The organism is Ruegeria sp. YKSD179 (genome assembly GCF_059612885.1).
This window is the reverse complement of sequence record NZ_JBXWRL010000022.1, coordinates 1-22,413: the sequence shown is the minus strand read 5'-3', so window position 1 is coordinate 22,413 and position 22,413 is coordinate 1. Positions and strand designations below refer to the sequence as shown.

The 22,413-nt window shown below is 52.4% G+C and carries 15 protein-coding genes and 1 tRNA gene; 6 read left to right on the top strand and 10 right to left on the bottom strand.

The features are described 5' to 3' along the window. Positions 1-269: 269 nt before the first annotated feature. The 4 genes from speA to speB all read left to right on the top strand — a co-directional run bounded on the left by speA (position 270) and on the right by speB (position 5,487). Complete coding sequence (gene speA / locus AC2FNE_RS12570; RefSeq protein WP_170608638.1) at positions 270-2,159, top strand: biosynthetic arginine decarboxylase; 1,890 nt, start codon at positions 270-272, stop codon at positions 2,157-2,159. 24 nt (positions 2,160-2,183) lie between these two features. Further along, complete coding sequence (locus AC2FNE_RS12565; protein WP_170608639.1) at positions 2,184-3,395, top strand: saccharopine dehydrogenase family protein; 1,212 nt, start codon at positions 2,184-2,186, stop codon at positions 3,393-3,395. 83 nt (positions 3,396-3,478) lie between these two features. Then, complete coding sequence (gene nspC / locus AC2FNE_RS12560; protein WP_496805490.1) at positions 3,479-4,648, top strand: carboxynorspermidine decarboxylase; 1,170 nt, start codon at positions 3,479-3,481, stop codon at positions 4,646-4,648. Further along, entirely contained in the window at positions 4,645-5,487 is an 843-nt protein-coding gene (speB, locus tag AC2FNE_RS12555) for an agmatinase (protein ID WP_170608641.1), read from the top strand. Before nspC ends, speB begins: the two co-directional genes overlap by 4 nt. Here the strand turns inward: speB and AC2FNE_RS12550 are convergent. The 9 genes from AC2FNE_RS12550 to AC2FNE_RS12510 all read right to left on the bottom strand — a co-directional run bounded on the left by AC2FNE_RS12550 (position 5,484) and on the right by AC2FNE_RS12510 (position 18,897). Further along, positions 5,484-6,074 (bottom strand): HD domain-containing protein, encoded by a 591-nt coding sequence (locus tag AC2FNE_RS12550; protein ID WP_170608642.1) that lies wholly within the window; start codon positions 6,072-6,074, stop codon positions 5,484-5,486. The genes speB and AC2FNE_RS12550 overlap by 4 nt on opposite strands. A 110-nt stretch (positions 6,075-6,184) precedes the next feature. Beyond that, positions 6,185-7,321, bottom strand: a complete 1,137-nt coding sequence (gene lptF, locus AC2FNE_RS12545) for an LPS export ABC transporter permease LptF (protein WP_170608643.1) — start codon at positions 7,319-7,321, stop codon at positions 6,185-6,187. A 69-nt stretch (positions 7,322-7,390) separates the two neighbouring features. After that, the gene (gene qhpG, locus AC2FNE_RS12540; protein WP_170608644.1) at positions 7,391-8,797 is read right to left on the bottom strand and encodes a flavin-dependent monooxygenase QhpG; all 1,407 of its coding nucleotides are present in this window, start codon (positions 8,795-8,797) and stop codon (positions 7,391-7,393) included. A gap of 15 nt (positions 8,798-8,812) precedes the next feature. After that, positions 8,813-10,123 (bottom strand): radical SAM/SPASM domain-containing protein, encoded by a 1,311-nt coding sequence (locus AC2FNE_RS12535; RefSeq protein WP_170608645.1) that lies wholly within the window; start codon positions 10,121-10,123, stop codon positions 8,813-8,815. Further along, entirely contained in the window at positions 10,120-11,883 is a 1,764-nt protein-coding gene (locus AC2FNE_RS12530) for a ferritin-like domain-containing protein (protein WP_496805489.1), read from the bottom strand. The genes AC2FNE_RS12535 and AC2FNE_RS12530 overlap by 4 nt, the downstream gene beginning before the upstream one ends. Next, a complete protein-coding gene (locus AC2FNE_RS12525; protein ID WP_170608647.1) occupies positions 11,876-13,561 on the bottom strand; it encodes a hypothetical protein in 1,686 nt (561 codons plus the stop codon). Before AC2FNE_RS12525 ends, AC2FNE_RS12530 begins: the two co-directional genes overlap by 8 nt. A 39-nt stretch (positions 13,562-13,600) precedes the next feature. Beyond that, positions 13,601-15,160 (bottom strand): FAD-binding oxidoreductase, encoded by a 1,560-nt coding sequence (locus tag AC2FNE_RS12520; RefSeq protein ID WP_496805488.1) that lies wholly within the window; start codon positions 15,158-15,160, stop codon positions 13,601-13,603. A gap of 119 nt (positions 15,161-15,279) precedes the next feature. Further along, positions 15,280-18,756 carry an adenylate/guanylate cyclase domain-containing protein gene (locus AC2FNE_RS12515; protein ID WP_496805487.1) on the bottom strand — a complete coding sequence of 1,159 codons (3,477 nt, stop codon included), beginning with the start codon at positions 18,754-18,756 and terminating at the stop codon, positions 15,280-15,282. Positions 18,757-18,821: 65 nt separating this feature from the next. Further along, positions 18,822-18,897, bottom strand: a tRNA-Trp gene (locus tag AC2FNE_RS12510). A 142-nt stretch (positions 18,898-19,039) separates the two neighbouring features. Here AC2FNE_RS12510 and AC2FNE_RS12505 point away from each other — a divergent pair. Continuing rightward, positions 19,040-19,744: a lysophospholipid acyltransferase family protein gene (locus AC2FNE_RS12505; RefSeq protein WP_170476643.1), complete on the top strand. Its 705-nt coding sequence runs from the start codon at positions 19,040-19,042 to the stop codon at positions 19,742-19,744. 92 nt (positions 19,745-19,836) lie between these two features. Here the strand turns inward: AC2FNE_RS12505 and AC2FNE_RS12500 are convergent, their stop codons facing one another. Further along, complete coding sequence (locus tag AC2FNE_RS12500; protein WP_496805486.1) at positions 19,837-20,703, bottom strand: transferrin-binding protein-like solute binding protein; 867 nt, start codon at positions 20,701-20,703, stop codon at positions 19,837-19,839. 163 nt (positions 20,704-20,866) lie between these two features. Here AC2FNE_RS12500 and AC2FNE_RS12495 point away from each other — a divergent pair, with 163 nt between their 5' ends. Then, the gene (locus AC2FNE_RS12495) at positions 20,867-22,144 is read left to right on the top strand and encodes a tetratricopeptide repeat protein (RefSeq protein WP_496805485.1); all 1,278 of its coding nucleotides are present in this window, start codon (positions 20,867-20,869) and stop codon (positions 22,142-22,144) included. Positions 22,145-22,413: the final 269 nt, after the last annotated feature.

The window sequence follows — 22,413 nt, the reverse complement described above, 5'->3', positions numbered from 1 at the left end:
GTGGGTTCGCCGTATACCCAGCTGCATTCTGATGTGACCGCCGTCGGCGAGAAGGGCCATGCAGAGATCAAAAAGTACGGTACCCACGCGAACTGGACGCAGGCTAATTCGTGGTTTTGGCTGAACCCAAGATTATAGCTGACGTGGTCGATCTCAGCGCCTTGAGTTATAGCATTTAAGCACACCACGTAGATTACACTTGGAAGAATCAATTCGCTGTCTTATTGGCGGGCGCGAAATCTGCACCTTTTTTGCTAGGATTGAATTGATTGAAACAGACACCTGACGCACCGCATTCCGTTTACGGGGTTGAGAAATGGGGCAAAGGTCTCATCGAAGTGACGGAACAGGGTGAGATCGGGCTTCGCAATCCCATGGCACCTGATGCAGATGCGATCAGTCTTCCGGGGATACTTCGAGATTTGGACGAACGCGGTATCAAGGCGCCGATGATCTTGCGTGTCAGTTCGTATCTGGAAAGCGAAATCACTCAAATAAATGAGAGTTTCGCTGAAGCGATAAATCGCTCGGGCTATTTGGGCAGTTATCGTGGTGTATTCCCGATAAAGGTAAATCAACAGGCGCAAGTCGTCGACCGGATCGTTGAATTTGGGAAGAAATACAACTTTGGGCTTGAGGCCGGGTCCAAACCCGAATTGGTGATCGCGCTGGCGCATCGCCTGGCAACTGAGGCTTTGATCGTTTGCAATGGCGTCAAGGATGCTGAGTTCATCCAGCTTGCCATTCTAAGTCGTAAGCTGGGCTTCAACACTGTAGTTGTTTTGGAAAGCCCGAAAGAGGCCGACACGGTGATAGAGGTCTACAGAGAATTGGGCATCAAGCCCTTGCTCGGTGTTCGGGTAAAGCTGACCAACCAGATCAGCGGTAAGTGGGAAGAAAGCTCGGGTGACCGATCAGCGTTCGGGATGAACACCGATCAACTGGTGGCTGTTATTGACAAGCTAAAAAACGCTGACCTTCTGGACTGTCTCAAGCTGCAGCATTCGCATTTGGGCTCGCAGGTTCAGGACGTCAACGACGTACGACGCGCGGTGGGAGAGGCATGTCGTTATTACTCGGAACTGGTGCGCGAAGGCGTACCGTTATCTCATCTCGACCTAGGCGGTGGAATGGGCGTGGACTATACGGGCGAGAAAAAAGCGACCGAGAACTCGATAAATTATTCAGTTTCGGAGTATTGTTCCAACGTGGTCGAAACCGTCGCTTACGCGATGGATGAAGCGGGGGTATCGCACCCTACCTTGGTCACCGAAAGCGGACGTGCGGTGGTTGCAACATCTTCATTGCTGATTTTCAATGTATTGGAAAGCACCCTTTATGATGCGCCAGATAGTCCTGAAGTAGAACCCGAAGATCACCACATGGTTTCGGATCTGGCGGCTGTTCACGGGTATATTAGCACTGAGCGCCTGCAAGAATGCTGGAACGACGCGACTTTCTATCGTAACGAGCTACGCGCACTTTTTCGCAGGGGTTACGTCGATCTGCGCCAGATGGCCCGCGCCGAACGTATCTACTTATCGCTGATCGCGCACCTCAAGGCGCTTGCTGCATCCGATGACTTGGAAACGGATTTGGGTGATCAGCTCGAGAAGGTGGCTGACATCTATCACTGTAATTTCTCGCTTTTTCAATCACTTCCCGATGCTTGGGCTATTGGTCAGTTGCACCCGATCGTCCCCTTGCAAATGCTGAACACAGATCCCAATCGACGGGCTGTCTTGTCAGACATAACTTGTGACAGCGACGGCAAAATAGACCGTTTCATTCTGGCAGACGGCGTCTCACCCAGCCTTCCTGTCCATAGCCTTCCCGAGGATGAAGAGTATTACATGGGCGTCTTTTTTGTTGGCGCATATCAGGAAACGCTTGGCGATCTGCATAACCTGTTTGGTGACACCAACGCAGTCACCATCGATCTGCGTCCGGATGGCGGGTTCGACCTCTTGCATGAACAGGAGGGCGATACGATCAGCCAGGTTCTGGCCGCTGTCGAATTCGATCCCGCCGATTGTGTCGCAGCATTTCGCAAAATGGTAGACGAAGCGATCTCGACCGGTACTCTGAAGGCCAAGGACCGAAAAACCCTGATGAACGCCTACCGCGACTCAATTAACGGATACACCTATTACGAATAATCCCCTGTGAAAGGAGAATTTCCTATGGGCAAAACACTGGTTGTCGGCGCTGGCGGCGTGTCCCACGCAGCCGTGCACAAAATGGCAATGAATTCCAACATCTTCACCGAGATCACTTTGGCCAGCCGGACGAAATCGAAATGCGATGCCATTGCCAAATCGGTAAAGGAGCGGGTCGGAGTTGATATCGCCACCGCAGAACTGGACGCATACAAAGTTGATGATACAGTCAAGCTGATCCGGGAAACCGGTGCCGAGATACTGGTAAACCTTGCCCTTCCCTATCAGGATCTGGTGCTTATGGACGCCTGCCTTGAGGCTGGAATTCATTATCTGGACACAGCGAATTACGAGCCCGAGGATGAGGCCAAGTTCGAATACCACTGGCAATGGGCCTATCAGGACAAGTTCAAACAGGCCGGCCTGACAGCCATACTCGGTTCAGGTTTTGATCCGGGCGTGACAAGCGTTTTTGCCAAATGGCTGAAAATGCACAAATTGGATACGATCCGTCAGATCGACGTGCTGGACGCAAATGGCGGTTCGAACGATCAGGAATTCGCCACCAATTTCAATCCGGAGATCAACCTGCGCGAAGTTCTGGCCGAAGTACGCCACTGGGAAAAGGGTGAGTGGAAGCACAGCCCCGCCATGACTCACAAGGTCGAGTTTGATTTCCCTGCCATCGGCCCGAAAAACATGTACCTGATGTATCACGAGGAATTGGAGTCGCTGTCGACCCACTTCCCCGAGATTGAGCGCGCTCGGTTTTGGATGACTTTCGGGGACGCGTACATCACACATGCCAAAGTGCTTCAAAATGTGGGCATGACCCGCATTGACCCCGTTATGCATGACGGCAAGGAAATCATTCCAATCCAGTTCCTGAAAACCCTTTTGCCTGACCCGGGTGATCTGGGTGCAGAAACTAAAGGAAAGGCCTGCATCGGTGACATAGCAACCGGTCAGGCCAAGGATGGTTCGGGCGAGAAAACCTATTACATCTACAATATCTGCGATCACGAGGAATGCTATGCGGAAGTCGGATCGCAAGCTGTCAGCTACACCACAGGCGTTCCAGCCATGATCGGGGCAGCGCAGGTATTAAAGGGTAACTGGAATGAGCCGGGCGTCTGGAACATGGAGCAACTTGATCCAGATGACTTCATGGACATGCTCAACGAACATGGCCTTCCTTGGCAAGTTCACGAGTTGAATGGCCCGGTCGATTTTTGATCCATTCAGCTTCATTGACCTGAATTTTGCCGCAGGTCCGGGAACGGTATCCCCGGACTTTTCACCACGAGGAGAAGCAGAACATGTCCGACATGATGACTACTCAGGCGGGCGACGCTGGTGCTTTTCGTAACTTCGACCTTAGTCGCGTGCCCACCCCCTGCTTCGTGGTAGACGAGAAGGCTGTTGAACGTAATTTGCGCATTCTTGCCGATGTCGGCACCCGATCAGGAGCGCACGTGCTGAGCGCTCTTAAGGCCTTCTCTATGTTCTCGCTTGCACCGCTGGTTCGCCAATACCTCGGCGGCACCTGCGCAAGTGGGATATACGAGGCGCGACTTGGCCTGGAAGAATACGGCGGTGAGGTCGCGACATTCTGTGCGGGTTACAAAGACGCGGACATGGCCGAGATCCTGTCGCTGTCCGACCACGTCATCTTTAACTCTCCTGCGCAGAAAGTGCGCTTCCTGAACCAGGCAAAAGCCGCAGAAGTTCAGGTAGGTCTTCGGATTAACCCGGAACATTCCGAAGGTGAGATTCCAAAGTATGACCCTTGTGCTCCATGCTCACGCCTTGGGACACCGGTCAGCCAACTGACCGCCGATGCATTGGATGGTGTCGACGGACTCCATATGCACACTTTATGCGAACAGGGCTTCGCGCCCCTTCACAGCACTTGGGAAGCCGTGGCACCGAAGCTGAAACCGTTCTTAGCTCAACTCAAATGGCTGAATTTTGGTGGCGGGCATCATATCACTCGTGACGATTACGACCGGGAAGGATTGATTGCGTTTATCAAAGGCATCCGAGAGACATACGACATCGAAGTATATTTGGAACCTGGCGAGGCTGTGGCACTGGACGCGGGCATTCTGGTCGGTGAAATCCTCGACCTGCCAACGAATGGCATGAAACTGGCTATCACTGATATCTCGGCCACCTGCCATATGCCCGACGTCATCGAAGCACCTTATCGTCCTGCCCTGATGAATGAGGCCAAGGCGGGTCATACCTACCGGCTGGGCGGTCCTTCTTGTCTAGCAGGAGACGTCATCGGCGACTATACATGGGAACAGCCGCTTAAGATTGGACAGCGTTTTGCCTTTCTCGACCAAGCGCACTATTCGATGGTGAAAACCAATACGTTCAATGGCGTCCCTCTGCCCACAATCGCATTGTGGAACAGCGATACTGGCGACCTAAAGATCGTGAAAAAATTCGGGTACGAAGATTTCAAAGAGCGCCTCTCGTGAGTGTTTTTCTTGATAGTGAATTGACAGAAATAGAACGAAGTGAAAATGCACGCTTTCGGGTGATCCCAGTGCCGTTGGAACGCACCGTTTCCTATGGGGCTGGCACAGCAAATGGCCCAAACGCCATAATTGAGGCCAGCAACGAGTTAGAACGCATAACCGGCCATGCCGAACCTTGCGTTGAGGGAATTTTTACCGAACAGCCGATCGACTGTGACGCAGACTTGCCCACTGTAATGGAAAACATAGCCAACCGCACCGAAGCAGCCGTGCGTTCGGGTAAAGTTCCGGTAACATTGGGTGGGGAGCACTCACTCAGCTATGGTGCTGTAATGGGCGTTGCCCGCGCGTTGGGACAGCCATTCGGGATGGTTCAGATCGATGCCCACGCCGATCTACGCGAAGCCTACCAAGGTGAGAAGCATTCCCACGCCTCGGTAATGCATTTATTGACCGAAAAGGGTATCCGACTGGCCCAGTTCGGAGTCCGCGCTTTTTCAACCGAAGAGGCGAAAAGCCGGTTGAAAAACAATATTTTCCACGTCGATGCCGAGGAACTTGTGACGGGGAATATTCATGCAGTTGACTTGCCCGACGATTTTCCCGAACTCATCTATGTCAGTTTCGACGTGGACGGCCTGGACCCATCATTAATGCCTGCCACGGGCACACCGGTGCCTGGCGGACTCGGTTACTACCAAGCATTGCGACTGGTAGAACACTCCCTGAAGGGTCGCAGATGCGTCGGATTCGATGTGGTCGAGTTGGCTCCGAACGGTAGCACAGCCTGGGACTTTACTGCCGCTCAGATCGTCTATCGCTTGATGGCCGCCTGTTAGCCTTTACTGGTTTCATTCAGCTCCAAATGCCCCTCGCCCTTGTTTAGGACGCGACGCAACATTGGCTCAAAGAACTCCAATGGCTTGGTCGGATAGTCGGGGTCAAACGCCTTCTGATCATATTCGTGGCAAAAATAGCGGCAATCTTCCCAATATGGGCTGTCACGATACTTGTCGCGCGCGTTCCGATCACCTCCAAGATGGTGGTTATAGTAGTAACCCTGAAATACGCAGTGGTGTTTCAATATCCAGTAAGTTTTCTCACTGACATAAGGTTTCATCATCGCGGCTGAAAGTTCACCGTGATTGTAAGGCGAAAGAATATCCCCAGTGTCATGGATCAGGGCCGCCACGACCAACTCTTCGTCGGCTCCATCCTGATAGGCGCGGGTCGCTGCCTGAAGGCTGTGCTGATATCGGTTCAATGGATACGGTGTCCAGTCTTCGTCCAATGATCGAATTGCATCAAGAATACGATCAGGAAGAGCCGCGTTATATGCCTCTTCGTACTCCATAACGGCATCCCAATCTTCTTTGGTCGCCTCTTCGAAACTTGTCCAGGTGGGTTTATGATTTTTGTCCAGCATGGCGAATCCCTTCCGCGAACTTGGCCAGACAAAATTAGCGGTTTCACCTATTCTGGCAAAAGAAAATCGTTGCAACGCACCCGATTTTTCTTACTGACCCCCAAATGGTTTCAGGGCGTATTTGCGATCTGTGTTACTCTGCCGCGCCTTCGCAAAATTGGCCGCCCGGCAATCAGCAGAAATACCACGGAAATGCCAATGCCGATGCCCGAAGGTAAATATAGTAAAAGCCAAAGCGCAGGATCGGCAATGACAATTGGTGAAACCGTGCCGCGAAACCCTTCGAGCAGTACTAGGATGGTAAATGCGGAAAAAATCTGCGGCCAAAGGCCAAACCGCGAAAAACTACCCAACATCAGAGCCGAGTACCCGACAAGAGCAACGGCAATGTTGATGGTAATCCAGGAAAACCGCTGGTGTAACTCTTCGATAACCTGCCCTTCTGAGTACCAACCAAGCGCAGTTGCATCTTCCTGGGCGTTCAACAGTTCCGAAGTTGGGGTAGCTTCTAGACTGCGTCTACCGATTTCGGTGTTTTCGGCCATGCTTGAAATGTCATATGAAGCGTCTTCAAACAAAGTGGAAGACAACGTGTTCCCGCGTTTGTCCAGCCGCAACGCTATGCCATCTACCATAACAAGGTTCATGTTGCCGCCAGAATTAACCAAATAGGCCGTGTTACTGGAATAGCTCGCCGGGTTTTCGCTGTCCCGGGCATCCGAAACAAAAACTTGGTGCAATGTGCCGTCCAGATCAACGCGCCCAATATAGACCGTTACGCCTTCCGTCGGGTGCATGAACTCACCTTCATTCAACAGCTGTGCGGTCACATCGCCTGCAACTTCGGCTTGCCTCCGTTCAAGTTGCTCCAGAGAGGCCGGACGTAGGAAGACACTTATGACCGCCATCATCAAGCCGGCACAAACGCCAAAAACCACTACTGCCCGTGCCAACCGCCAGGGGCTGGAACCGGTGGCCAACATAACGGTCAGTTCACTTTCCCGGCTCAGGCGATTGGTTGCATAGACGGCGGCGGCAAAAACCGCCATGGGCATGACTGTTCGGATAAGGGTCGGGAGGGTCAAAGCCGTGAATTCCAGGAACACCATTGCAGATTGGCCGCCGCTTATGACCCTGTCGAACAGGCTAACAGAGCGGGTGATCCAGAAGACACCTACAAGCACCAGAGTGAAAAAGCCGAACAGGACAAGCAATTGCCGCAGGAAATACCCATCGAATCGCGACATGTGACCTCTTTACGGCTACTTCGAACGTGTCGGAACATTAGGCCATTCGACTAGGAGAGGAAACCGCGATTAACGAGCTGCTACCAAGATGCGATTGCGCCAAAGCCACGCCAAAATTCTTTTGGCCTTTTGCGCGTCAACAACGCCGGACCAACGGCTCAGGATATCTTGAGCGTGTGCTGGCTTTTTCAAAAGTCCGAGCAAGGGCGCAAGCGGAATGCCCTCAATATTGGCAACAGGGCGGGGAAGATTGTGATGAACCACAACGATGCCGGGCTGAATGAAGGTGTCCGTTTGAATGCCAGCTTCCTCTATACGTGTTCTTCTGGACAGTATCAGGTGTTCTGTACGCGGCAGTTCGGCTTCTTCGAAATTTTCCGAATGACACCCCACCCAGGAACAAGCGGTTGCCCGTTTAGCCCAAAAATCTGTGTCACACACTCTTTGCTGGCGTGCGTAAAAATCGGCTGCCAACCCTGCATGAGCGCGAACTCTCTCTAATTGACGATCGTTATAAAAAGTCAATGCAATGCCCGTATCTTCGGGTCGCAAAAGCAGAGTATTCACCACCGTTGCGGCTTGAACCGCTTGCCCCATTGCAAGTTGCACGCCTTGAGAAGATAAAGGATCGACCGTCAAGCTCGCCTCTCCCACCCTCAACAGATCGGGGGCTGGCGGTGTAACTTCACACAAGCTGGTGGCGTCGCTGCGCCGGACAGGACCAATCCGACGATGTTCCAAACAGGGCGACAGCAAGGTCGATTGCGCCAGCAAATTTAGGTACAGGTCGCGCCGGTCTGAAGGAGACAGGCCGGTGCAAGTCACTGGGTCAACAAAAACCATCGCGTTTACAATTCCATCCGGCAGCAATGCGCTCCAATACCAATGGCTATGCCCTGCCTCGACCCTTGCCTGAGCACCAAATCCTGTCGGTGCACGCCAATAAGCATAAAGGCAAAGTAGTGGCGCAGAAGCAGACCGATAGCTGCGCCCCAATCCGGCTTGCCTGCCTGCTGCATCTACAAGGACATTAGAGACGATCCGCGATGGACCTTCGTCAGTTTTTAAAGGGATATTCCAACGTTGGTTGTTTCGAACTGGCCGATAGGCTCGAACTGGCTGCAACACTCGAACCCCGGCTTCCTTGGCCGAGTTCAACACTATGCTGTCAAACAGACCGCGATCGATTAGTAACCCCGCCCGTCGTTCCCCGGTTCCACGGCGTTCAAATGTGCCGCCCCAATGCAATACAGAACCAATTGCGGATAAGAAGCCCGCCTGTTGAATCTGACCAGACAAACCAAGCATTTCCAAGATTGGCCAAATAGAAGGTGCCAGCGACTCTCCAACATGTTGTCGAGGAAAACCCGCCCTTTCCACAAGGCACACCCGACGCCCCAAATGCGCCAACCGCATTGCTGTGACCGCACCCGCTGGACCGCCACCGATCACGCAAATTTCTGTCTCGATTGTCATATTTGGGGCTCAGAGTCAGGCGGTCGCGTGCTTAGCTGTTTGGCCAAAGTAGTCGGGCCGTGCCTCTGACAGTCGGACATAGGCTTGAAGGCAATAGTGCAACCAGCCGCGAATGTAATCACAAGCTGGACGGCCTCTATGAATAACTTCATGGTGGCAGCCACCTCCACACAGATAACGCGCCCAGCAAGTATTGCACGGCGATTGACCATGTACATGCCGATCTGCCAGCCATTGGTTGCGGCGCAGGTCAGGGCCATCAAAAACGTTGCCCATAGCCCCTGCATCGTCTTCGACAAAACGGTGGCAGGCAAACAAACCGCCATCTGCAGAAACGCCAAAGTACCCGGCACCCGCACCGCAGGCATACGGCCTGTGCGTTCCACGATGAATTTCCTGCATAGCTGCTGACATGTTCGAAAACGGATACCGCCGACCAATTTTCACCGCGGTTTCAAATGCCTGTCCGCATAGGATCATTTGATTCAACATCTCGCCAAAATCATCCCGATCCAATTCATTTCGTCCGTTAGGAGACGCCAGCATCGGAGAGAATCCGACCGAGTGGAACCCCATCCTAACAAACTCCTCAAGCGTTTCAGGAAGATTCATATTATGCGGTGTGACAGTCACCCGTGCACCAACCTGCATATTCTGCTGAAGTGCCAGCAATGGTTCGATGCGTCGCAGGATCATATCGTAACTACCTCGCCCCCCACGGTTTGGGCGCAAACGGTCATGCACCTGCCCGATACCATCCAAACTGATCGTGACCGCAAAACCATTTTCTTCAAAGAATTCAGCGTCCTCGGGGCGCAGCAAGGTTCCATTGGTGGTGATTGAAAAACCCACGCGCAGGTCGTTGCTTTGTGCCTGCGCTGTTGCGTATTCCGTGACCCGATGAACCAGCGCACGATTGATCAAAGGTTCGCCGCCCAAGTAGGCCAGATTGATCCGTGTGCCGGGTTCTGCCTCAGCCACCAATCGGTCGACCGAGGCTCTGGCCACTTCCCATCCCATGTTGCGGGCCGGTCCCCCAAAATCTCCGCCAGACGCGTAACAATAGGTGCAGGCAAGATTACATTTCTGCGCCACCGCCAGCGAAAGGGATCGTACCGGCATATTCGTAGGCGGCGTGTCATCTATAAATGGCTCACCATCCAAACCCATGCTGTCCAGGTATGCGCGTTGGCCGGACTCATCTAGTCCGGCAAACCGGGCCGCCGCGTCTATCGGAACATCAAACACCCGTGAGCCGTCCACAGCCAGCATATGATGCCCGTAATCAGTTTCAAAAAAATGCACCTCGGCAGTCGCGGGGATCAAACCTCGACCTCCGGCCAGAAGGGGATACCAATCTTTTTGGAAGCAAGTCTTTCACCCTCAACCCTCAAAAGTTTCATGGTGTCGCGAACCTGCTGGATATACGCCTGAGACTGTTCATACTTATCCTTGGACTCAAGCAAATACGCTTTCCGAAGACCCTCTTTGACCTCGTCAAACAATTTCAACGCCGTTTCCGCCTGTGCTTCCGTTCCTATTTTGACCCGGCGCAAATATGCAGGTTCACCTTTAGCGACATCGTACTTGGCCAAAACCTCTCGCATCTGCTTGAACCGAAGAAAATGCTCATCACCGTCGGTGTCGATACGCACCGCAAGGGCATAGAGGCGGCGATCAATAAAGGTCTTACTTTCCAGCGTCTTTACGCATTGAGCATATGCCCGGTCTATAAACCCTCCGGGGCGTTCGATTTCGATAAAATCATCAATGGCTTGGCTCGTCAGCGGACGCAGAGAGCGCGGAAAGATTTTGCCATCGCCAGGCCCAAAACGAAGCGTTAGCGCAGGTGTCAAAACTGGTTCGTATTTGTCGTTTTGCAATTCCCACAATAGCTGGTTTGCCCACCGCATATGTGTCATCTCGCCAATTGCAACTTCAAGAAGCGCACGGCGGGCAAAAATCAGATCGTCTCTTAGCGTCGGCCAGCGACCACGGTCGACGGTTTCCGGATCTGCCAGCGAGAAATACGCATAAAGATATTGTAGACTTAGCGTCATCTCCATTGGTGCAAGCCGTTGTTTGAGATCCTCGATCATCTTGTCCGTCGACTCATAAGGTTTTACGTCCGAGAGTTCGGGATCAGCCCTGTAAACCTCGCCCGTTTCGCGCCCTTCGACTACGATAGGCAGATCACTCCACATCTGGTTCACCTGATAATGGTCGATCTGGAAGGGACGGTTCTGCTCAACTGTGTTGAGCGCCGCCACGTTGCCCGAAGGCGACTTATCCGAGCGCAGCCAATCCAGATAGGTCTCGGCCCTGACAGGGTCATTGGACGCTCCGGTTGGCAGAGCTGCGTCGTGCGGGACCTCAGCCATTACAACGTCAGGGTGGTTCGACGGCCAATAGTGGCACCCACAATCGCGGAAGTCATGAGACCACGGGTTACAAAGGCTTTGTGTCAATTCGCCGGGGTCATAAGCACCACTGAAAACGCCCGCCTCTGTCAGGTACTTACGTCGATACCCCTTTAAAACCACTTGGTCAGGATCGGGAACGCCTTCGTGATCTCTCTTCTCCAACGCTATGGTGACTGGTTTGTCGTCTCCGCATTCAAGGCTGCGAATAAACCGCCATATCATGAGGCCGTCGTAAGGCATTCCCTTGGCATCGCGGAAGATGATCTTTTTGCCATCCTGCTCGACCCACGCGAGAAACCATCGGCCCTGGCTGAGTCTTTGGCCCACAGCGCCACTGTAGTCGTTCAACAAGCTCTGGACCCATTCCTCTGGGCTATTGTCTGGCAACATCGGGTCATAGAAGTAATCTACATAGACCAGATGAAAGCCCTGTGTGTTTTTGGGCGCTTCAGGAAAAGGGTTCAGCGGCACGCGGGCTGCATTAAAAACAAGGCCGGGAAAGAACCGCCGGTCCAGATTGCGCACGTCCATTTCCAAACCCGGAAAGCAATTGCCGACCGATCCGTCCAGTCGCGTGTTGTCCGGGTTGCCCGGCACTTTGTAAGCAGCCCGTGCAGTCATGTTGCGCGGTTCGACACGGATAAAGTCAGGTTGATCAGGCATCGCGAACCTCCGTTTCCTGAACCGAAGACTGCGCGACCAAATAGTCGATGAACGAAATCACCAGATGATACTGCCTGCGTGACAGCGACAACGGGTAATAGTTTGAATCGCGCATATAAGGTGGCATCCGGGCATCATGCATCATGTCCCGTACGATACGTGGGTCACGAAATTCCGGGTTCGGAGCCTGCTTTGGGTTCGGGTCGGTTTCCATCTCAGACAGAGTGCCAAATGGAGGCCGCAACAGTGTTTTGACGAAATCCGGGCGACGACGCAGGAAGTCCAGCAGGTTTTCTTCGTCAATCAATTGCTCATGCACGAACTTGGTCGCCACTGTGTATGGCAACCTCTCATGTTGTACCGAGTTTGAAAAAACCGACACCGGCTGAGGACGGATTAAATCAGGAATTTTGTCTGGCGGTCGCGCGTCCTCTTCCGTCATGGACCGAGCATCCGTAGAAGGTAAGCCGGGCGTTGCTGGGATGTTCTTTTCCGCCTGAAGCTTGGCATTGTCTTTCAAACCCTGAGCTCTGATGTCATCCAGATTGATTAAGCTATTGGTTTCAAAAGCACGCCGGAAGATATCCACTACTTCTTTCTTGGCCTCATGATAGTTCTTTCTATCAACCAGCATGAGCGACAAATCGCGATCAAACAGGTCGTCCTCAAGGCTGTAGAAAGGGCGACAGTCCGGTGCAAAATCAGGAGGTCCCGTCATTATAGTGGCCCGTGCAGTCAACCGTTCCCCCCGAACGGCCAGCGTTGCCTCGACTATGCCGTCGCTGGTATCGTCTGCCACACCCCAAGACTGGTCATTGCCCACACGGGCTCCGTCATAGCTGTCATGTGGCTCGGGGTCATCAGACATTCCCGACATCATGATCCATTTCGACCAAGGCGTATCAGGGTTCAGAATCCGGTTCTGTTCAGGCACAATCTCGTGAATGCGGCCATATTCCGATTTTGGCGGGTCGTTTTGATATCCCGGCACGGCAAGGGTCGCTGGGCCGAAAGCCGCATCGGGCGGCCCGTACACCTCGCCCTTAGGTGGTGTAAATCTGAGGCGCAGTATGCTTCGGTCAACTTTCTGCCCATTGGCCGGCTCGTCCACACCCTGAACGGGAAGGATTGCGCGCACCGATCCCAGTGGGATGGGGCTGTGTTCGTACACCATAGGCTGTTGTTCCGAGGTGTGTGGGCTAAAGGCCAGCAACGGCTTTGGAGAAAAATCGCTACCAGCTATCTCAACCCGCGCCCGAAAACCACAGGCCGCGTCACCGGTTCTACGCTCTGCTTTCTGGTTTCCTACAGCGACGGTGTAGCGGACATTATCCAGAGAAAGACCCTGATCCTTTAGGAATTCCAGCGTCACTGGCGTTTCGTATTCGGATCCATCCCTAACGTCATGCATTCGCGCCCACAATTCAAAGAAAGGCGCCACTGGACGCAATGCCCCTCCTTCATCACGAAAGCGGATGCTGTTCGGCTCTGGAAGATAGGCAGATACGCTACCGTCCTCGTCCTCACGCAAAGTTACATTCGATCGGATGACCGTCTTATTGTTGCCGTGGGCGTCCAAATCCTGTTGCCACTCATAGCTTTCCAGCGGCGTCTCGCCCGGACCAAGCCGGGCCACCGCAATTGGCGGCAAGAAAAAAATTTCCTGAATCGTGTCCATAGTTGGCCCTCCCCTGCTCGGCATTGGATGCCCCTTCTTTCAGGGGTTTGAATAGGTTTCGTATGTTATTTTGGGGTCGTCGAAAAAAGACTCTGACTTGTCTACAATTATATCTCCTGGCGCATCTTTCGGCACGGGCGATATACTTTGCTGATAGTGAAAGAAATTATGTGGGTCGAATTTGTTCTTAACAAAAAGAAGAGAGTTGAAGTTGTCGCCCCAATATAGCCAACGATAATTTAGCTGCGTGCGACGAGGATAATTCTGGTAACAGTGGTCGTTGAAGAAACCATTTTCTGTCATGAGATTCATGAAATCATCCAGCCACTGAACAACGGTTTCCTTCTCCTCCTCGGACAGCCAGAACACATCGACATAGAAATTCAACGAGACATTGCGGTGAATAAAGGAATTTCCTTTCTTACCGACTGGCACCTTATTGATTGCGCCGCCATAGGGTTCGATCGCAACCGCGCCATATTCATTGGGCGTGCTATCAAGGTAATCAACTATGAGCTGCCACTCTTTCTCGTTGAGTTGTCTTTCGATGTAACCGGCCTGTTTATCCTCTCGCGCCTGATCGGGCACCACAGGGATGTCGTATTTTTCATCATAAAGCCACGAGTTGATTGCCTGATACGTGCCGAATTTTTCATTCTCAAGCCGGCCACCGATTTCTTTGTCCAGCAGCGGCGCAATCACTTCCATACCTTCTTCCGGGGGGCCATTATACATACCTGAAACAAGCAGAACCTTGTCATCTCCCTGATATGCAAGAAAAATATAAGCGCCGAAATTATCGTATTTACTATCTTTCATGTAGTTGGCCTGAAGAAATTCCAGCGCCTTTGCAGCTTTACGAAGTGGCCATTTGATATGAAAACCCCAAACTTCATAGAGGTCATGCAGCTTAAAGCGTATTTCAAGCAAAACACCGAAATTATTGCCGGTGCCGCCACGAATAGCCCAGAACAAATCAGGATTGGTTTTTTCGTCCGCGATTACAACGCTGCCATCCCACAACATGACAGTAACGCCCAGCACGTTGTCGCAGGCCATTCCGAGCATCCGGGACGTGAAGCCGTAGCCGCCACCCATCATGAACCCTGCCACGCAAACATCCTGACATGCACCACCTGGTACATGTAAATGATAAGTGTTCAGAACCGAATTCAGCATCTTGAAAGGCGTGCCCGGTCCTACGTAAGCCATTGGCACATCAGGGTCGACGGTGACATACCGCAATCCGCTGGTGTCCAGAACCATCGAGTTGTTGACCGAGTATCCTGCGGTGCTGTGACGCCCCGAGCGGGTAACGACCCACAGATTATGTTCATGAGCAAAGGCCAAACTGGCCCGGACATCCTCTATGGTTTCGCAATAAACAATGATTTCAGGAAAATCCTGAAACGCCGGGTTCCATACCTGCCTGTCGTTGTTGTAGTTCGGGTCCGTAGGAAGGACCACCGAACCGATCAATCCTTTTTCGAATTCGCGTATTTGGTCAGGTTTGATGGGGTGATAGCCTTGCAAGGCCATATCCGTGCGGCTGTTTGCAATACATTCTTTGGCCAAAAGTGTTTTGGGGATCTTACGCATGGGCGCTCCTCAAATAAAAAGCGAAAAACCAGATGCGGAAATCCCGAACCCGGACATCAAAATTCAGGTATCAACCCATTTCTGCCCCTGTCCAAGCTGGCAGCAATTGCCCCCGTTGGTCAAGACATCGTTTCAATCAGCGCACGTGCAGCAAGAACATCAGGGAGATCGACACCAGGATCCAACTTGTTCAAAACTGAATCCAACTCATCCCCACCAGACACGCCTTTGGCGTGTCGCGCTTTGACCAAATCTATTGCCGCGCGCAGTTCAAACAAAACCGCACCTTGAGTTCGGGCCGTCGCGATTGCATTCATCAGCAATGGTTCAGGGTCACCGCCTTTACCCGCGACTATCAAAGCCTGAACGCGTTGCTGCTCTGACTCTGCCCACTTTTCTTCTGTCTTGGCAAGGAAATGATCTGCCTGATGAAGAGCCTGCTGCGCCGCCGAATGATCACCAGTTTCAACCAGCAATTCAGCTATCAATGACGGAAAAAAGCTCTTGTAGTTTCCTGCCCCTATTGACCACCAGTCTTCCGCAGACTGACGTAACTTTTCGATATTTTCTTGAACGGGCGCCTTTGTCGCTTCGGCCCAGGTAGTCCAGAATTTCACGATCGTGGCCATAAACGGAAGGGAATGTTCCTCGGCCAATTCTGTCAGCGGCTCGGCAACATCAAACAAGGCAGGAAGATCGCGATAAAGTAGTTGCACTTTACATGTGTAAACCATGATCTGGGCGACGCTGTGCACATGTTTCAACTGCTTGGCCCAGTCCAACGCGGTGCGTTGAACCTTTGCAGCTTCGTCAGGCAGGCCCATCAGGCAATAGCAAGTTCCAAGAAATGCGGAGGTGATTGCGGCATGGTCGGTGCCGTAGACATAAGCCAGCTTGCTATGCTGATCGAAATCATAAAGAGACCAAGCTTTTTCCAGATGCTTCCGAGCCTCCAGCAAATTGCCCAAATGCAGTTGCACCGCACCCATGGCTCGGTGCCCTACCATCCGGTGCTCAGTCTTTCCGGTGTCCGCAGCCAAGTCTAAAATCTGCGCGGCAACCTCTTGCGCAAGCCGATACTCAGCCCGCACCAGATGAAATGCATAAAGACCATTGAGAACGGGAAACAGCCGCTCGGTCTCGTCCGCACGATGGCACAAATCGCGCAGTCGGCCGTATGCTTTACCCGTTGCTTCCCCTGAAATACCGCTTGTCGACCTCAGGACACCCGCGCGCAAGATCTGAATGTCTATCTCTTGGAGATCACGCTCCCTGCTTTTGGGCAGCTCTCCCAGTTGCTCCAATGCAGTCGACAAATGTGTCAGGGCTTCGGCCTGTGCCGAGCGCTCAATCGCCCGTCTTCCGGCCTTCTGCCAATGTTCAACCGCGTCATCAGGGCGCTTTGCAAGGGTAAAGTGCTGCGCCAGAACCTCAGGCTGAGTCTGAACCATCTGCGGCTGGTTTTGCAGTAACGCATCAGCGGCTCGATCGTGTAATTCCTGACGCTCTGTCCGTAGCAGGCTATCGTAAGCCATATCCCGGATCAGGGCGTGACGAAAAACAAACTCATCCTTGGCAGCGTCCGGAGCCTGTAGGATGATCCCCGCCGAAGATAATTGATCCAGCCCGGCCTGCAAAACCGAGGGAGACAGGATCGACATAGAAGTCAGCAGGGCTATGGAAAACTGACGTCCGAATACAGCACCGGTTTGCGCCACATCCTTGGCCATACCAAGCCGGTCCAGACGCTCCATCAAAGAATCTTTGAGCGTGTTAGGCACGGACAGCGACGGCAAAGTGCCCTTCAGGACATAGCCGTCATCCGTCAACATCAGCTGACCAGACTCCAAAAGGCCGCGCGTGACTTCTTGAACGTAAAGAGGAATGCCATCAGTTTTGGCAGCGATCAGGTCGCATACATCCGCAGGTACTTTATTCCCACCTGCCACATCAGTCACAATTGCTGCGACATCCTTATACTCCAGCCGTTTGAGGGGAATGTGCAAAGTGTTGTGATAATGGCCCCAGCCCGGATCGAAGCCCGGCCGCGCTGTTACAACAATAAGGACTGGCAAACCCCTAATTTTTTGGATCACACGGTCGGTAAGCGACAAAGTAGTCGGATCCACCCAGTGCGCATCTTCCAAAAGCAATAAAACAGGTTTGTCCCGTGCTAGAGATGCCAACTGATCAGTTATGGCCTCGAGGGTCTGTTCGAGTTTCACCTGAGGCGGAAGGTCAAGTGGCCCCAACACATCATCCGCTTCGACGCTCAACAAATCGGCGATCAGCCTGAGATGCCCCTTTGGTTGATGTCGCAAGATATGCGCCAACTTCTCCAGTTTCTGCGCGTCAGTATCGCCAGGAACAAATCCAGCTGCACGTTCCAGATGTTGAATGACGGGGTAAAGGGCGCTGTTTTCGTGAAAGGACGAACATTGAAAGTTCAATTGCCTTGCATCGTCTTCGGTAACCTGCTGACCCAATCCCTCGATCAACCTCGATTTACCAATACCGGCTTCGCCAGTTATCAAGACTGACTGACCCGCGCCCTGACTGGCCTCGTGCCATTTGTCGCAGATTTTCCGAAATTCTGCCTGACGCCCCACCAAACGACCGGCACCCGCGTCAGGCATAATATCAAATCTTCGTTCGATGTGCGCCTGACCAGTCACGACCCAAGTCTGGACTTTCTCGGAAATCCCTTTGAGAGAGAACTGCCCAAGTTCCTTCATCTCAAATGCTTTTCCAACCAACCTGCGGGTTGCTGGGCTAATCACCAACATGTCCGGCTCGGCCAGAGATTGAAGCCTTGCCGCGAGGTTTGGCGTCCGGCCCATAACAACATCATGCTCTTTGAGGCCTTCACCGTGGATCGTACCGACAACAACCAAACCCGTCGACACGCCGATACGGGCCCGAAGACGCTCCTGACCTTCCATTCGTTTAAGGCCCTCAAGAATATCGAGCCCTGCGTGAATTGCTCTGGATGCAGCATCCTCTTGCGCGTGAGGATACCCAAAGTAAATCATCGCGCCGTCGCCCATAAAACTGGCTACGTGACCACCAAACCGTGCGACTGAAGTGGTACAGATTTCTTTGAACCGTCGGATCAATTCGCCCAGATCTTCCGGATCAAGACGTTCGGACATGGCAGTCGATCCTACGAGATCGACAAACATTACGGTCAATTGGCGACGCTCTGCCACAATCTTACCGTCTCCGCGTGAAGCAGGAGAAGTGGCAACATCTGTTTTTCCCAACGCCGCCATCAAACGTCGTCGCGGGCCCAACGGAAGACCAAGATCGATCAAATCATGTTCCGACAGATGCGCCAGATCGGAAAAAGTGATTTCGTTTGAGGCAAAAACAGGCGCATATTTTGAAAGCCCAAGCTCTTCAAGATATGCGCCAATCTCTGTCATCGTCCCAATAGTCCCCGATCCGACCACGATCCCATAGGACCGATCGACTCCCCTGATCCGAAAAAGAACGTGCGTCAGTCTGCGACCCGGCCGCCATGCCGGATGTCTTCGTCGGCTTTCCGTAGAAGTTTTTTCCTTCTTACCCGACGCGTCAAGTAAATTGCGCGACATGGCGCGGCACACTACCGACCTTGATTTCAGATCAATACCATGCTGCTTGTGAACGGCGTGAGGATTGGCAGGGGCAGCAGGGTTCGAACCCGCGACCTACGGTTTTGGAGACCGTCGCTCTACCAACTGAGCTATACCCCTGTAGTGCGCCTTCAGATATGCCAGTGTCGCAGCGGACTCAAGAGCCTTTTTAATAGTGCACCCAGTTTGATCAATGACAAAACCGTTGCACGTAACGTCAAGTTCAGTATGACAAGCGTCGCCCCGCACAAGGACAGACATCTTGAGTATCCGCACGAGAATTGCTGACAGCGAATCCGTCCTGAATTGGGTGGCCCGTCGGATCGCGTCTTATATCAGGATGGTTTATCGCAATACGCGATGGCAACGGATCGGGTATACTGAGCTGGATAAATTAGTCGACCAGGGTGAACCGGTCATCGTTGTCTTATGGCACCAACGCCTGGCGCAATCGCCATATTTCTTTCCGCTGGACAAAGGTCGTATCTGCTCGATCACTTCGTCCGCCCGGGCTGGCAGCATGGTAGGCAGGGTGCAGGAACTGTTCGGCATGGATACGATCGCTATGGCCAGCAAAAAGCGCCACGTGGCACTTTCCCGGGAAGTTTTGGGCAAGATGAAACAGGGGATTTCGATTGGCATCGCCGCCGACGGCCCCCGTGGCCCAGAACGGATCTCTTCCACTGTGCCGTTAATTTGGGCGCGGACGTCAGGCAAACGGGTATTTGGCATCACTTTTTCAACCCGCTACGGGCGCGAGGCTGGCACCTGGGATCGGTTGCTTATGCCTCGCCCATGGAAAAACGAAGGCGTGTTTCTTTGTCGCGAGTGGACAGAAACAGTGCCGCGCAAAGCGAACGCAGAACAGATCGAAGCCTTAAGACTGAGCCTCGAGCAACATATGAATGACATTACTGCCGAGGCAGACCAAATGGTCGGACGAGAGCCTTGGGCACCGAACGGCTGAAGACATAGGCAAAATCGAGAAAAACCCCACCGCATTGGCGGCGGGGCCTCTTAAATTATTGATTTTTTGACATATTGCTCTCGAGACTGAGGTCAGTTCGCTCCAAACGATCCGATGTAGGTAATGCCAGTTCCTTCGGTCCGGAAGGTACCGCCAACTTCTGCCGCATTGGGGCCATAGAAGATTCCATTCGCAGTACCAGTGACGTCCTCACCGGAAACACTTGCGGCGAACGAAATTCCAGAAACGTTCCCTGTACCAGCGAAATTCAATTCCGATGCGCTACGCTCTTCCCCGTCATCCAGACTACCCACAACTGTTCCAGTACTATTGATCGTAGCCGTGCTGAAATTAGTCGACACACGGATTTCCGAGGCCGTTACGTAAGCATTACCATCATCAAAACGAGCAAATCCCGTACTTATACCTTCGTAGGTCGCCTCTCCACTTGAGGGAACATCGCTGGCTGCTGTACGCACCCCATACGATCCGACCCCGGCAGTTCCTGACGACGCAGTTGCGCCGTTGAGCCACACACCGAAAGTTTGATGCTCTAACGTTGATTCAGTTGGGTCGACGAACACGATTACTTCGTTTGCATCGGATGACTCAAAGCCAATTAGAGGTGCATCTTGATCAAGGGTATCACCATCCCGAGAATCCAAAGCGAGATTTGACCCCGGCGCAGTGACACGGGCTGCTACAATCTCACCATCTTCAGTGGTCAAGCGGAGCGAGGAATCCTGCGGCGCGTTAACGCCATCTACGTCCACATCAATTCCGTTATTTGAAAATTCCGCGACAACGGCGGTGCCATCCAGCTCTAATGCCCCATCACGCGGTAATGTTACGGTATCGGCACCACTGAGGGATGACCCACTGCTGCCCCCTGACAGGCACGCACTTAAGGAAAAACCCGCAACCAAAAGCGTGGCGCGTCCTAACAACCGAACCTTCATATCGTCTCCTATGCATTATCTCATTGCAACCTATAATATATTTAAAAGGGTTCAATAATTATTTTTTTCTATTTAAACGTGTTTACTTTTTTGCATGTGACATTCATTAAATCACCGATCTGTTCGGCCGTGAATCAGAGCCGAACAAGATTGGCGTCAATGTATGAATTCAGGTTCTCTTTCAATGTTTCGAAATTACTTGCTAACTGCGTGCATAATCGCTGCCATTCATTGCGGGGGCGAGGCTGACGCCCAACCAACCGGTACCAACAAAGCAGAACCCTTTACTGAAAGCACATTGATTGAGGCAGTTTTCCAAAGCGGCCTTCGGGACTTGAAGCTGGGAAACACCGATGCAGCCATTGAAAAGTTCTCTTCCATCTTGGCCAAGAATCCCAATCTTGTCCGGGTTCGGCTTGAACTTGGACTTGCATATTTCTTAGCTCGACAATGGAACCGTGCCCGGAATGAATTCTTTACTGCCCTGTCCGGTGACCTGCCCGAACCCGTTCGAACCAAAGTGCTGGGTTTGATCCGCGAAATTGATGCCAGACGTGGATTTGACTGGGATTTCAGCATTGGTGTCACCAATGTCGGCAACCAAAGGAACTACGACACCGATCAGATTATTTTAAATTTTTCAGGTATTGACCTGCCCTTTACTCTCAACCGTGAGCGTACGACTGAGCTCGGGCTACGTGCCACAGGATCTGCTAATTTTCGGCGCCCCATAAGCAAGAAGCTCCTTGGGGCTGACGCGGTGGCATTTGCGTCGCTTTCTTTTGATGTAACCGAAGCGCGGAATTCCCAATATGACGACTACATTTTCGGCGCTCGTTTTGGTTTGAGGGCGCTCACCCGAAACACGACAAGCTCCATCGGCCCCGTGATTACAACGCGATTAATCGGCGGCAATATCTTTGAAAACCGCATTGGACTGCAAGCCGCTTTCGAGGGGCGCAACCAAAGTGGCGGTTCAGTATTTGCAACACTAAGTGGCGCACAATTGCACAATCCAACGTCTGCCTCATTGGACGGCCACGAAATCGACGCAGAAATCGGAGTGCGCAGGTCGTTTGGCGGACGCGGGACAATTGGCGCCAGCGTCTTTTTCGAAAGTAAAGACGTAGACGATAACCTGGAAAATTTTATTCGCCAACGTTTTACAATCTTTGGTCAAATAAATACAACTGGAGGCTTTACACTTCGACCAACAGTTTTTGTCGAGAACAAACGGTTCAGGACGCCGAGTGTTCTTTTCACGGGCAATCCGGACGAAGAGTCCTGGGGCGCGGTTCTTCGCGTGGAAAAGAACGATGTGTTTATTGGAAACGGGTTTTCACCCTTTCTTCTAATGAACTATCAACGCACGAACTCGGGCATTGAGGCGTTTAGCTATTCCGAGTCGGGTTTCGAACTTGGGCTTGAACGCCGGTTTTGATTTTTGGCGCGCGACTCTAGTTACGCTATCGAACTTGGGAAGTTGACCGGAATCAAAACCTCCATTCTTAATCTGACAGGCTGATCTAACCTTGGTTAGTTCATTGTGAACTCTCCATAGGTCTAACCGAGTTCAAGTTTACCAGTGACATTTACTGTCGCCTGATTTGTTGAAATTCAAAAAAAGGGCGCCTTGGAGGGCGCCCTTTCTGTCTGGTCTTTCGTTAAAACGAATTATTCAATAATCTTCGACACAACGCCCGCGCCGAC